The organism is Candidatus Vogelbacteria bacterium (assembly GCA_021414225.1).
In the GTDB taxonomy this organism is placed as follows: Bacteria; Patescibacteriota; Minisyncoccia; order Phycocordibacterales; family XYD1-FULL-46-19; genus JAIOOX01.
Genome location: JAIOOX010000002.1, coordinates 144,919 through 157,616 on the forward strand (window position 1 = coordinate 144,919; position 12,698 = coordinate 157,616).

Genomic DNA, 12,698 nt, shown 5'->3' on the forward strand with positions numbered 1-12,698 from the left:
CACATACCCTAGAGCAAGTGCTCGGGGCTTTGTCTGTAACTATATGAAGCACTCAGAAGAAAAATATATCAATATTAAGGGGGCGCGAACTCACAACCTCAAGAATATCGACGTCAAAATCCCTCGAGATAAGATGACGGTTATTACTGGTCTCTCTGGCTCGGGTAAATCAAGCCTTGCTTTTGATACTATTTTTGCGGAAGGTCAGCGCCGTTATGTAGAATCTTTGTCGGCCTATGCCAGACAGTTTTTGCGTCAGATGCAAAAGCCAGATGTTGATGAGATTACCGGTCTTTCTCCAGCGATTTCTATTGATCAAAAATCTCGGTCCCAAAACCCGCGCTCGACTGTGGCGACTATTACTGAAATATATGATTATTTGCGCGTGTTATTTGCGCGGATTGGCCGACCGCATTGTCTAGTTTGTGGTGAAGAGATAAAAAAACTTTCCAATGAAGAAATAGTTGGATTAGTGCTAGATAAAGTAACGGGCAAGCCTGGTAAAGAGTATGAGACTGGTTTTACCTTGCAAATTTACGCACCACTCGTGCGTGGTCGGAAGGGGGAATACTATCAACTACTGTATGATTTGTTGGATAAAGGTTATAGCCAAGTTCTAATTGATACTAAACGTTATAAATTACGCGAGCAGATAGTGTTGGGAAAAACTAGTAAGCACGATATCGATGTATTAGTTGATGAAATAGATGTACCAGATTTTAATCGCGAAGTAGCCAAGAAGGGTAGTAATTTGAGTAAAAGTATTGATACGGCAGTTTACGATAATGCAATTAGTCGGTTATCTGAAGGAGTGGAGAGAGCCTTAAAAGAAACTGATGGGTTGGTGCGAATTGTGGTTGGTAAAGATACTGATAAAACTGATATTTTGGCAAAGGCGAAGGAGTCTTTTTTGTTGTCGGCTAAGTTCTCTTGTCCTAACGATGGTTTTTCTTACCCAGAAATTGAACCACGCTTGTTCTCTTTTAACTCACCATATGGGGCTTGTCCTGAGTGTCATGGTTTGGGTACTAAACATATGTTTGGTGAAGAAGCTTGTCCGGTCTGTGGTGGCTCACGACTCCGCCAAGAATCACTCCATGTTTTCTTGAAGGATGCAAAAAATAAATTAAATATTGTAAATGTTACCAGTTTATCAATCAAAGACGCTTTTGAATTTTTTGGAGGTTTAAAATTAACCAAAAAAGAGCAGGAGATTGCTGAAGCGGTTTTGAAAGAAATAGAATCACGGATCAAATTTTTACTGGATGTTGGTTTGGACTACATTTCCCTTGATCGTAAAGCCAACACCTTATCCGGAGGGGAAGCTCAGCGTATTCGACTGGCTTCACAGCTTGGTTCACGACTAGTGGGAACGCTTTATGTACTTGATGAGCCGACTATTGGTCTGCATAGTCGTGATAATGATCGCTTGATCACAACGTTACTTAACTTGCGGGATTTGGGTAACACTATTGTGGTGGTAGAACATGATGAGGATACAATCTTTGCGTCTGATTATTTGGTTGATATTGGTCCAGGAGCGGGGATTCACGGTGGTAATGTGGTGGTGGCTGATGAGACTGAAACACTTTTGACAGCTAAGAAGAACATTTTTAATTCTTTAACGGTAGACTACTTGCGTGGTGATAAAATGGTGACCGCCCCAGATAAGCGGCGGACTTCAGAGAAGGGTCAAATAAAAATCAGAAACGGCAATATTTTTAATATTAAAAACTTAAATGTTGATATTCCTTTAGGGCGATTGGTGGCGATTACTGGCGTTTCTGGCTCAGGTAAATCCTCTTTTGTGTATGAAATTTTACACAAAAATCTTCAAGCTCGGTTTGATCGACGTTATCGGTCTAATGAAACTTTTAACTGTGCTGAATTTTCTGGTAGTGAATATCTCGGTCGAGCTATTTTAATTGACCAATCTCCAATTGGTCGCACACCACGCTCTAATCCTGTTACTTATACTGGTTCTTTTTCTTTTATGCGAGAGTTGTTTGCTTCGACTGAGTTGGCCAAAGTGCGTGGTTGGAAACCGTCTCGCTTTTCTTTTAACGTGAAAGGTGGTCGCTGTGAAGCTTGTCAGGGTAATGGGACGATTGCAGTGGAAATGCACTTTTTGCCAACGGTGTATGTAAACTGTGACGTCTGCAATGGCACCCGTTACCAAAAAGAGACTTTGGAGATTTTGTATAAAAAGAAAAATATTAAAGATGTGTTAGATATGACTGTAGAAGAGGCTCTAACTTTCTTCGAAGATATTCCAGCTATTTATGATCGGATAAAAACATTGTCAGAGGTTGGTTTGGGTTATTTGAAGCTTGGTCAATCTGCTACGACCCTCTCTGGTGGGGAGGCTCAGCGAGTGAAGATTTCTTCAGAACTTTACCGACCGTTTGTCCAAAGATCAATTTATATTTTAGATGAGCCTACTGTTGGCTTACACTATGAAGACGTTAATAATCTGGTGGCTATCTTACAAAAGCTTGTAGACAAAGGTAATACGGTGGTGGTGATTGAACACAACCTAGACGTGATTAAATGTGCTGATTATATTGTTGATCTTGGTCCGGAAGGTGGTAAAGGGGGAGGTGATTTGGTGGCTAAAGGCACACCAGAAGAGGTGATTAACAATTATGACTCACATACGGCAAACTATTTACGAAAAATTTTGAAGCGGAAGAAATAAAAAAGAAGAGCCCGGCAGCGTAAAAGCGTACCGAGCCCCAGGTGAGGAGAAATTTCCTAACAGTTCTAGCTAAAGGTAAACAGAACAACACTACCTTCTTTACTACGTTTTGGGCCGTAGTACCTTCATCTGCCGCAGAGTCCGACAGATTATGGTTTTGGGGAGAGTGTGTTCAAATGCTCTTTAGTATAACTTTTTTGGGTTCTCCTGTCTCCGTAATGAATCCTACCACTATCTATTTTTATGTCAATAGTTTTTATAAAAAATATGGAAGAAAAAAGGCCCCGGTAACTCATCTTGCGACAAGTTAGCAACGGGACCAGAATGGGGATGAGGATTTCGGTGAGTCAGACACCATCCACTTGTTGCCGGATTGTTCAATTTGCTTGCGCAAATAATTTTACAATCTGTGTTAGTAACAGAGCAAGAGTGACAGTAAATCCAACCAGACCTAGTATCCATATTTTATTATACATTTACATAGTCTTTTGTCAAGTATTTTTAAGTATGGTACATTTAAACAATGGAAAATAAGGCTGTTTTAGTAAAAACCCTTCCCGATAAACCGGGGGTCTATTTCTTCAAAACCAAGAAGAAGCTTTTATATATTGGTAAAGCTACTTCGCTGAAAGATCGAGTTAAAAGCTATTTTAATAAAGATATAGTTGCCACTCGCGGACCAAAGATTGAAAAAATGATTGCCTTGGCTGACTCGGTTGAGTTTGAGGAAACAAACTCAGTTTTAGAAGCCCTTATTTTAGAAGCAGCTTTAATTAAAAAACATCAACCAGAATATAATACTCGAGAAAAAGATGATAAGAGTTTTTGGTCGGTGATTATTACTAAAGAAGATTGGCCTCGATTACTGTCAGTTAGAGGAAAGGATCTGATAACTGATATTGATCCAGATACTATTAAGTATAGTTTTGGTCCCTTTCCCCACGGATCTGAATTAAAAGAGGCGTTGAAAATTATTCGTCGGATTTTTCCGTATCGTGATAAGTGTGAACCAGAGTCAGGTAAGCCGTGTTTTAATCGACAGATTGGTCTTTGTCCGGGGGTGTGTTCGGGAGAAATTTCCAAAGCGGATTATGCGAAAGTGATCAGAAACTTGAAGTTATTTTTTGATGGTAAAAAATCGGAATTGATAAAAACTCTGGAAAAGGAGATGAAACAACTGGCTAAGTTAAAAAAATTTGAACTAGCCGCTAAAATTCGTAACCAGATTTTTGCCCTTAATCATATTCGAGATGTGGCTTTAATTAAGAATCAACCAACGACGGAAAATAGAGGCTTTAAAATTGAAGCTTACGATATCGCTCACTTGTCTGGACAGGATACGGTGGGGGTGATGGTGGTGTCGATTGGGAATGATTTAGATAAAACTAGTTATCGGAAGTTTAAACTAAAAGGTTTAACTAAAAACAAGGCCGACGATACTGCTAATTTGGCTGAAGTGTTACAACGACGGTTTACTCACCAAGAGTGGCGTTACCCAGATCTAATTGTGGTTGATGGGGGACAAGCCCAGATCAATCGAGCCAAAAAAGTGTTAGCTGGTTTAGATGTGGTTATTCCTGTTGTGTCGGTGGTTAAAGATGAACGTCATAAACCGCGAGACTTTATGGGAGATGAGATGCTAATAAAAAAATATGAATCAGAAATTTTATTGGCCAACAACGAAGCCCACAGATTTGCACTCGCTTATCATAGGAATCGTCGCGACCGCATGGTAAAATAGTTACGTAATCCTAACTTTAATTTAATACACATAAAAATTTGTTAATTTTTTGTTCTGCTCGTCTACCCGCCTGCGCAAGATTAAATTAACATTAGGATTATTCCACTTTCTATAATAACGTGAACGAAATAGAGCAATTTAGAATAGAATCAAATATCCGCTTCGTTTTGATGAGGTGGTTTTATTTGATATTGGGAATAGGTTTTTCCGCTCTAATTATTTATTTACAAAGTCAGACCTCTTCCGCCTTAGCTCTGCCCACCCAAACAGTTGGGGTGGTGGGACCTTTAATGATTGTTTTTTTTGGATCGGCGTTGTTTAACTTCGTTCTTCTTTTTCTTTGTCAGTACATTGAGAACAAACAATCAGTTTTACTAAGTCAGTTAATTAGCTGTCTGCAGATTTGTGTTGATTTAATACTGACAGGGGTGGTGGTTTTGTTCTTGTATCCAGAATTTACTTGGTCAGCTTGGTTGCTACTTATTCCTCTGGTTGAAGCTGTTGTCTTGTTTAACTCATTTGGGCCGATTATGGTTGGCTTGATCTCTGGATTGATTTTGATAGTTGTTCGATTGGGTGGTCTTTACCTACCAAGTCCTCTTTTAATAGGCTCGGAGTTGGCTTATGGGGCTAGTTACTTACTAATAGCTTTGGTCTTGTCTCATAACTATCAACTGATCAAGCCTTTTAATATTTTCTCTGTTCATAAAAAGGTAGTAAAACAAAATCTGGCTCATGATGAGCAACTGCAGTGGGTGCGGAAATATGGTCAAAAAATGGAAGAAAATAACCGCAAGCTTTACGCTAAAGAACTGGAGTTGAAACTAGCAAAACAAGAATTAGCTGCTTTAGATGAAGCTAAGTCAAAATTTATTTCAGTGACCGCTCACCAGATGAGAACACCGCTATCTGGTATTAAATGGACCTTTAATATGTTGATGTCTGGTCAATTAGGCTCGGTTAATGATGAACAAAAGAAGTTTATTAACCAAGGTTCAGAAGGGGTGGAAAAAATGATTTCCATTGTTAACAATTTACTTCATGTTGATAATATCGAAACTAAATGGTCAGAAATTAAGCTAAACGAAGTGGATGTTGAGTCGCTGTTAGATAATGTATTGGCAGAGTTTTCTAACCAAATAGCTAGTAAGAAAATTAACTTTAAATTAGAAAAACCAGAAAAGGCTTTACCGGTAGTTGAAGCGGATCCGGGTAAATTGAGAATGGTGCTAGAAAACCTGATTGATAATGCTATTAAATATACCCCAGAAGGTGGTACGGTAATACTTAAAGTTGACGATCAAAAAATTAATACAGCCAATAATTCCTTGGAGATTATTGTCAAAGATAGTGGTATTGGTATCCCTAAGAGTGAACAATCTAAAGTGTTTCAGAAGTTTTTCCGAGCTTCTAATGCAGTAGCTACTGAGCCAGATGGTAGTGGGGTTGGTTTATACATCACCAAAGACATTATAGAAGGCCATCATGGAGCTTTGTGGTTTGAAAGTAACCCTAATCAGGGAACGGAATTTCATTTCACCTTGCCAATTCGCCAACCCTTAGTGGCTAAGGTATAATACCAGTAAGGTTTTTAATAAGTTTAAAATTTCTATATTTATGGCCAAACAAAAGATATTAATAGTGGAAGACGATGAATTTCTTCGTTCTTTGACCGCTAAACGTCTAGAGAAGGAGGGATATGATCTGGCTATTGCGGCTGATGGCGACAGTGCTGTTACTACTGCTGAGAAAGAAAAACCAGATCTAATCTTACTGGATTTATTGTTGCCTGGGACGAATGGTTTTCAAGCACTAGAAAAGATGCGAGCGATTGATGGTTTAGGTAAAACACCAGTGGTGGTGTTTTCCAACTTAGGTCAAAAAGAAGATATTGAAAAAGCTAAAGGTTTGGGGGCTAACGACTTTCTAATTAAAGCCAACTTCACTCTTGATGATGTTGTAGCCAAAGTTAAATCTTATTTGCCACAGTAAATTTATATGTCAAAGACACGAGTTGGAGTCCTACGAGGGGGAGTTGGACACGAATATGACGTGTCCTTGTCTACTGGTGCTGGTGTCTTAAAAACTTTATCTCGGGATAAATATGAACCAGTTGATTTGTTGATCACCAAAAACGGTGACTGGCATGTTCACGGTGTGCCTGTGATTCCAGGGGCTTTGCCTAAATATGTTGACGTTGTTTTCAATGCTTTGCATGGTGAATTTGGTGAAGACGGCCAAGTTCAAAAAGTCTTAGATACGATTGGTATACCCTACACTGGTTCAGGTCATTACGCCTCGGCGGTTAGTATTAATAAAACCCAAACCAATGCAATTTTAAAAAATAAGGGACTGAAAGTGCCTCATAATATAAGTTTTGCTTTCGATGGGCGCGAAGTTGATGATTATGCTCGAGAAGTTTTTTTAAAAGTATCTCCACCGTGGATAGTTAAGCCGGCTGATCGAGGCTCATCAGTAGGAATTACAGTAGTTAAACATTTTCCTGATTTGGCAGACGCCATTGCTAAAGCCTTTACCGTTTCTGACTACGTATTGGTTGAAGAATATATCAAAGGTAAAGAAGCAACTTGTGGGGTGATTAATAATTTTCGCGGTCAGGCTCAATATGCTTTACCACCAATTGAAATTCGCCGACCAGGGGAGTCAGCGTTTTGGAATTATGATGACAAGTATTCAGGGGTCACTCAAGAAATTTGTCCTGGCAATTTTACTGCTGAAGAAAAAAAACAAATGGAGGATATAGCGGTTATGGTCCATGATTATCTAGATTTGCGCCACTATTCACGAACAGACTTCATCCTTTCTCCGAGAGGAATCTATGTGTTAGAGACAAACACTTTACCAGGTTTGACTCCGAACTCTACTTTGCCGAAAGCTTTGGAAGCGGTCGGGTGTTCCTATTCAGATTTTCTTGATCATTTGATTGTCTTAGCCTTAAATAAGTAACTATATGAGAAAAATTGAAACTTTGGATAATGAGCCAGCTTGGAATGAAATTTCCCTAGAGGAGAAAAAGCAATTAGCGGAATATTTAGAATATACAGACACTGGAGCAGTCGCAGATCTATCTTTTGAAGAATTAGAAATACAAAAAATTAGATTGGAAGGAGAAATTAAAGAAATTTTGGAGGAAATTAAGAAGTTAGATAAAACAGAAGCTGAAGGTGTTAAAATGAGAGTTGCTTATCTAGAAGAGGTTAGTAATATTATGGCTAAATTATTAGGCACCGGTCAGATTATCAGATTAGAACTCAGACAATAATATGGATATTAAACAAGCCGCTCTCGATTTTCACCTTAAACTCAAAGGCAAAATAGAAATAACTGTTAAAGCTAAGGTGGACACCAGGGAAGAGTTAAGTTTGGCTTACACTCCTGGTGTGGCTGAGCCTTGTAAAGAGATTGCTGCTGATCCGACCAAGGTCTGGGATTATACAGGTAAAGGGAACTTGGTGGCTGTGGTGACCGATGGTACAGCAGTGCTAGGTTTGGGTGATATTGGCCCAGAAGCGGCTATCCCAGTGATGGAAGGTAAAGCCTTGTTATTTAAAGAATTTGCTGGAATCGATGCGATGCCGATTTGTTTAAGAACTAAAAACGTTGATGAGATTGTCATGATTGTGAAAGCTTTGGAACCAACTTTTGGAGGAATAAATTTAGAGGATATTAGCGCCCCCCGTTGCTTTGAAGTTGAAGAGAGATTAAAGGCCGATATGAATATTCCAGTTTTTCATGACGATCAACATGGAACAGCGGTAGTTGTTTTGGCTGGTTTAATTAATGCTGTTAAGGTATCAGGTAAAGATCTAACTACTTTAAAGGTGGTGATGAGTGGCTCTGGAGCAGCTGGGACGGCGATCGCTAAAATTTTGTACTCTCAGGGAGTTAAAGATGTGGTTATGCTTGACCGTCATGGTGTTATTTCATCAAAAAGAGAAGACTTAAATGAAGCCAAGAAAAACCTCTTATCTTTTACTAATCCAACTGATATAACTGGTGACTTTAACGAAGCTTTGGTTGGTCGAGATGTTTTTATTGGAGTCAGCGGTCCGGGTGTTCTAACTGCGGATCATGTCAAATCAATGGCTGATAAACCAATTATTTTTGCCTTAGCAAATCCTACGCCCGAAATTATGCCAGACGAGGCTAAACAGGCAGGGGCTTATGTGGTGGCCACTGGTCGGAGTGATTTCCCTAATCAGATTAACAATGTCCTGGCCTTCCCGGGGATTTTTAGAGGCGCTCTTGATGCTCGAGCGAGGGCTATCACTGAACCAATGAAACTAGCCGCCGCTCATGCTTTGGCGGATTATGTAGTTGATCCAACTCCTGATAAAATCATTCCTGACCCACTAGATAAAAAAGTAACCGAAAAGGTGGCAGAAGCTGTAAGATTGGCCGTCTAGGTTGCTCGTTTTTGACGTTTACTACAAGCTAATTTTTCGGTATGATTGTAAGAATGAAAAAAAAGGTTAATCGTCTCTTAGTGGTTGCCACTTTTCTGGTCGGCGTCGTAGTCGTGGTGGTGGCTTTTTCCTTTAACCAAGATTCACAAATTGTGACCCTTAATACCAATCTTGATCTGGTAAAGGGGGAGATCAAAGATGATCCTGTTGATAAAGAATTTGATTTATTTTTTGATAATTTACCCCTTAACCAAGTACAGGATCTTATTATTGATAATGTGGCTAGTGTAAATAACGCCATTAACCCTAGTATTAAATATGTTCACATCACACAGGGTTTGCGAAAGGAGCAAGTAGCAGAAAGATTTGGAAAGGTTTTAGATTGGCCTCAGACAGAGATGGATCAGTTTGCTAACGCTGACCACCCAAACGGTCTACCTAATAGTGAGGGGTATTATTATCCTGGCACATATGCTGTTTACAAGGGAGAGAATAGTGCTTCGGCGAGTAAAAAAATGTTTGATCGCTTTGAAGAGGAAGTTACCAGTAGGTATGGTACCTCTACGGCTAAAATAATAAATATCAATACTGCCTTAAAAATAGCCTCATTAATTGAAAGAGAGGCGGCTGGGAAACACGATATGCGCCTGATCTCTGGCATTATCTGGAATAGAGTATTTTCTGGGATGAATTTGGAAATTGATGCTACTTTACAGTATGCAAAAGGCACCGAAGAAAACGGCTGGTGGCCAATGGTTTATTCAAAAGATAAATACATTGATTCTCCTTACAATACTTATAAACACTCCGGCTTCCCACCCACTGCTATTTCTAACCCTGGTTTAGCCTCAGTTTACGCGGCTTTGAATCCTCAAAAGACTGATTGTATTTTTTATCTACACGATACCCGCCGACAAATTCACTGCACTAAGACATATGCAGCTCATAAGAAAAATATTGAAAAATATTACTAGACTAGACCAGAGTTCTTGAGATTTTTACCAACCAAACATCTTACCTACTTCTTCAGGTAGTTCTCGCTTACGAGCCACTTTAATTTCGCCATTAACAGCAATTAATTTAGCTGGACTAGATAATAGACAGTGATGACTGGCGAGAGAGTCTTGGTAGGCACCAGTGTCTAAGATGGCGATATAAAGATTTTCAGTACTTTCCAGGTCTGGCAAAATAACTTGAGTACCACCAGCGGTATATTTGTCGTCACTGTCACAAGATGAACCAGCCAACCAACATCTTTTTAGTTTGCGGGTATTTAGAGCATTTACAGGGACGATTTGCCATCGTTGGTGAATAGCCCAACTATCTATTAAGTCGTTCATAAAACTACCATCAATGACATACCAGCGCTTGTTACTCTTAGTATCAATAGTTTTTTCCGCTAAAATTTTATAAGTGGTAATCTGAGCCGGACCTGAAACGTAACGACCCCATTCGGTAATTAAGTTTGGATGTTTGATGCCTAATTTATCAGAGTGACTTTTGGCGGTTTTTACTATTCTCTGGATTAAGTTTCTAATATGGTAAGTTCTTTTTTTATCGTAAGGAATACCTGCACCACCGCCGATGTCGAGAGTATCCAGGGAAGGATTTTTTTCTTGGAGGGTTTTATAAACTTGGAGGGCTCTTTTTAGGGGAGCGATAAAACCGTCAATTGATTCTACTTGGCTTGAAATATGATAATGCAAAATGGTTAGATTTCTAACTTTGCCGATTTTGAATAATTCGTCTTCAGTGAAACCGAAGCGGTTGAATTTTTTGTCCCAATGGCTCTTAACTTTCACACTTAAGTTAACCCTAATACCAACTGGGCCTAAAAATTTCTTCATACGTTCAAGTTCGACGTAATCTTCGATAATTGGGACAACACTAACCCCTTTCTTGTATAGCTCCTCAATCAAATCCATGTACTGAGTGGTTTTTGGACCATTACAGATAATTCTAATATTGTCGTCAAAGTGATCTTTTTCGATCATTTTTTTGACCAAAAAAAGTTCGTTGGCTGAAGAGACATCCAAGTTGGCGCCTTCGGCAATGGCCGGTAAAACAAATTCCCGGTTTTGGTTGACCTTCATTGGGTAGTGGTAATGATATCGTCCTTTGTAACCCAAAATTTTAATATAGGCGTTGAAAGTATCAATCAAGTCTCTAACCCTGTTTTCAATCACAGTCGGGAAGACAATCTCGGTGGAAGTACCGTATTTTTTTAGAATATTATGGATATTGTACTGGTAGTTACCCTCACGAATAATAAGCTCACCCTCTTCATTTATATCAAAGGAGGCGGTATTGAAATCATCCATGCCAAGTTTCCAGAACTTTTTATAGCCGTTCTTGGTGGTCTTTTTATAAGAACCCCGATTGGTTTTTGGGGTTTTGGTAGCTTTAGTTAACATTATCTCTTAATTATACACTTTTATATATAAATGTCAAGTTTTTAGGTGTTGATAGGTTGATAACAAAGGGTTAAATTCCTAATCGTTTAGTTTATTGGATTGATTGTAGTAGTCCCTAGGTCTAAACCTGACTCAAGGTGGAGGTCTTCAGGGTGGTGGTTTTCTTCGTCACCGTGAGCATGTGGTGTCAAAGATAAAACTAAAGCCATTAGGGCTATTCCGACCAAGAAACAGATAATGTGGGTAATATGATGGATTCTTTTTTCCGAATGTCTGACAGAGTGAGGAATAAGGTCAAAAAAGACAACTAGTAAAAATACCCCAGCTGAAATTCCTAGGAGAGGAACTTCTAGTATCTCGAATTTTTCTAGTAAGAAAAAAGATCCCAAGGAACCAATCAAGATGGTGGATGACACGGCGAAATTTACTAAAAGAGCTTTTTTAACCGAATATCCAGATTGTCTCATAACAAAAAACTCTGACATTTCCTGGATTACTTCATGGAAAAAAATACTAATGGTTGTGATTACTCCCAGTGCAGGGTTAACAGCAAAAGAACTTACTAGTAATATACCGTCAGCGATATTGTGAATGGCGTCTCCTATAATAATTCTTTTAACATCAAGTTGAGAGTGGGGATGACTTTCACCTGACTTGTCATGGTGGTGGTGGAAAGAGGGAAGTAGTTTAAATAATCCATAGATACCCACCAAACCAACCACAATCCAACCAAGACCGGTGGCGATAGTGGTAGAGTGTTCGAGAGTCTCAGAGGTTAGTTGAAAAGAGATAACTAAAAATACCCCAGCTGATAGACTAACCAGGTATCTTAGATTTTTTTCAATAAAGTCACCTAAACTTTTCCAAAGTAAAATTACTCCAACCAGGGAGGCGGTCATCACAACGAAAGAGGCTAACAGAATATAAAGCATGTTTATGATTTATTCTTTTAAAATTTGATTAATTACAATTGCGAATGATTCGCATTTATGTTAGCCTAATCAGATGGAAAAAGCAACTGTTGATCAAATACTTAAACAATACGGACTAAAAATAACCACCGCTAGAAGGTTGGTCATTGCTAGTCTGCAGATTATAAGTAAGCCGGTGACGGCTGAGGAGTTGCAAAAAATTGTAGGTCAAGAGGTGGATCCAGCTACTACCTATCGAGTCTTACAAAAACTAGTTGAAAAGGGAGTTGTCTATCAAACTGATTTTCGAGATAGAAAAGCTTACTACGAATATCAAGGTAAACATCACCATCATGTGGTGTGTACAAAATGTGGCACAAAAGAAGAAACGGATATTTGTATTGACACTAAAAAGGTTAGTAAAAACCTTAAGAACTTCGCTCGTCTTAATAGTCATATACTGGAATTTTTTGGGGTATGTAATAAGTGTTCAAGCTGTTAATATAT

At 39.0% G+C, this 12,698-nt stretch carries 11 protein-coding genes; 9 read left to right on the plus strand and 2 right to left on the minus strand.

All coding sequences use genetic code 11. The annotated features are described in order from the left end of the window. The first annotated feature begins 43 nt into the window (after positions 1-43). The 8 genes from uvrA to mltG all read left to right on the plus strand — a co-directional run bounded on the left by uvrA (position 44) and on the right by mltG (position 9,840). A complete protein-coding gene (gene uvrA, locus K8Q91_01460) occupies positions 44-2,698 on the plus strand; it encodes an excinuclease ABC subunit UvrA (protein MCE9628641.1) in 2,655 nt (884 codons plus the stop codon). A gap of 523 nt (positions 2,699-3,221) precedes the next feature. Next, positions 3,222-4,439 carry a UvrB/UvrC motif-containing protein gene (locus K8Q91_01465; GenBank protein ID MCE9628642.1) on the plus strand — a complete coding sequence of 406 codons (1,218 nt, stop codon included), beginning with the start codon at positions 3,222-3,224 and terminating at the stop codon, positions 4,437-4,439. A gap of 119 nt (positions 4,440-4,558) precedes the next feature. Continuing rightward, the gene (locus tag K8Q91_01470) at positions 4,559-6,016 is read left to right on the plus strand and encodes a HAMP domain-containing histidine kinase (protein ID MCE9628643.1); all 1,458 of its coding nucleotides are present in this window, start codon (positions 4,559-4,561) and stop codon (positions 6,014-6,016) included. 40 nt (positions 6,017-6,056) lie between these two features. Further along, the gene (locus K8Q91_01475) at positions 6,057-6,431 is read left to right on the plus strand and encodes a response regulator (GenBank protein ID MCE9628644.1); all 375 of its coding nucleotides are present in this window, start codon (positions 6,057-6,059) and stop codon (positions 6,429-6,431) included. Between the two features lie 6 nt (positions 6,432-6,437). Then, positions 6,438-7,406 carry a D-alanine--D-alanine ligase gene (locus K8Q91_01480; protein ID MCE9628645.1) on the plus strand — a complete coding sequence of 323 codons (969 nt, stop codon included), beginning with the start codon at positions 6,438-6,440 and terminating at the stop codon, positions 7,404-7,406. Between the two features lie 4 nt (positions 7,407-7,410). Next, complete coding sequence (locus K8Q91_01485) at positions 7,411-7,722, plus strand: hypothetical protein (protein ID MCE9628646.1); 312 nt, start codon at positions 7,411-7,413, stop codon at positions 7,720-7,722. A 1-nt stretch (position 7,723) separates the two neighbouring features. Beyond that, the gene (locus K8Q91_01490) at positions 7,724-8,866 is read left to right on the plus strand and encodes an NAD-dependent malic enzyme (GenBank protein MCE9628647.1); all 1,143 of its coding nucleotides are present in this window, start codon (positions 7,724-7,726) and stop codon (positions 8,864-8,866) included. Positions 8,867-8,919: 53 nt separating this feature from the next. Continuing rightward, positions 8,920-9,840 (plus strand): endolytic transglycosylase MltG, encoded by a 921-nt coding sequence (gene mltG / locus K8Q91_01495; protein MCE9628648.1) that lies wholly within the window; start codon positions 8,920-8,922, stop codon positions 9,838-9,840. 24 nt (positions 9,841-9,864) lie between these two features. Here the strand turns inward: mltG and K8Q91_01500 are convergent, their stop codons facing one another. Together K8Q91_01500 and K8Q91_01505 are read right to left on the minus strand one after the other, a co-directional pair. Further along, positions 9,865-11,280, minus strand: coding sequence for a hypothetical protein (locus K8Q91_01500; protein MCE9628649.1), 1,416 nt, complete (start codon positions 11,278-11,280; stop codon positions 9,865-9,867). Positions 11,281-11,366: 86 nt separating this feature from the next. Next, a complete protein-coding gene (locus K8Q91_01505; protein MCE9628650.1) occupies positions 11,367-12,212 on the minus strand; it encodes a ZIP family metal transporter in 846 nt (281 codons plus the stop codon). 73 nt (positions 12,213-12,285) lie between these two features. Here K8Q91_01505 and K8Q91_01510 point away from each other — a divergent pair, with 73 nt between their 5' ends. After that, complete coding sequence (locus K8Q91_01510) at positions 12,286-12,693, plus strand: transcriptional repressor (protein MCE9628651.1); 408 nt, start codon at positions 12,286-12,288, stop codon at positions 12,691-12,693. The last annotated feature ends 5 nt before the right edge of the window (positions 12,694-12,698 follow it).

What these genes read in the sequence shown, in the direction of transcription:
- uvrA (MCE9628641.1), top strand. Translation starts at nt 44, where the DNA reads ATGAAGCACTCAGAAGAAAAATATATCAATATTAAGGGGGCGCGAACT.
- K8Q91_01465 (MCE9628642.1), top strand. Translation starts at nt 3,222, where the DNA reads ATGGAAAATAAGGCTGTTTTAGTAAAAACCCTTCCCGATAAACCGGGG.
- K8Q91_01475 (MCE9628644.1), top strand. Translation starts at nt 6,057, where the DNA reads ATGGCCAAACAAAAGATATTAATAGTGGAAGACGATGAATTTCTTCGT.
- K8Q91_01480 (MCE9628645.1), top strand. Translation starts at nt 6,438, where the DNA reads ATGTCAAAGACACGAGTTGGAGTCCTACGAGGGGGAGTTGGACACGAA.
- K8Q91_01485 (MCE9628646.1), top strand. Translation starts at nt 7,411, where the DNA reads ATGAGAAAAATTGAAACTTTGGATAATGAGCCAGCTTGGAATGAAATT.
- K8Q91_01490 (MCE9628647.1), top strand. Translation starts at nt 7,724, where the DNA reads ATGGATATTAAACAAGCCGCTCTCGATTTTCACCTTAAACTCAAAGGC.
- mltG (MCE9628648.1), top strand. Translation starts at nt 8,920, where the DNA reads ATGAAAAAAAAGGTTAATCGTCTCTTAGTGGTTGCCACTTTTCTGGTC.
- K8Q91_01500 (MCE9628649.1), bottom strand. Translation starts at nt 11,280, where the DNA reads ATGTTAACTAAAGCTACCAAAACCCCAAAAACCAATCGGGGTTCTTAT.
- K8Q91_01505 (MCE9628650.1), bottom strand. Translation starts at nt 12,212, where the DNA reads ATGCTTTATATTCTGTTAGCCTCTTTCGTTGTGATGACCGCCTCCCTG.
- K8Q91_01510 (MCE9628651.1), top strand. Translation starts at nt 12,286, where the DNA reads ATGGAAAAAGCAACTGTTGATCAAATACTTAAACAATACGGACTAAAA.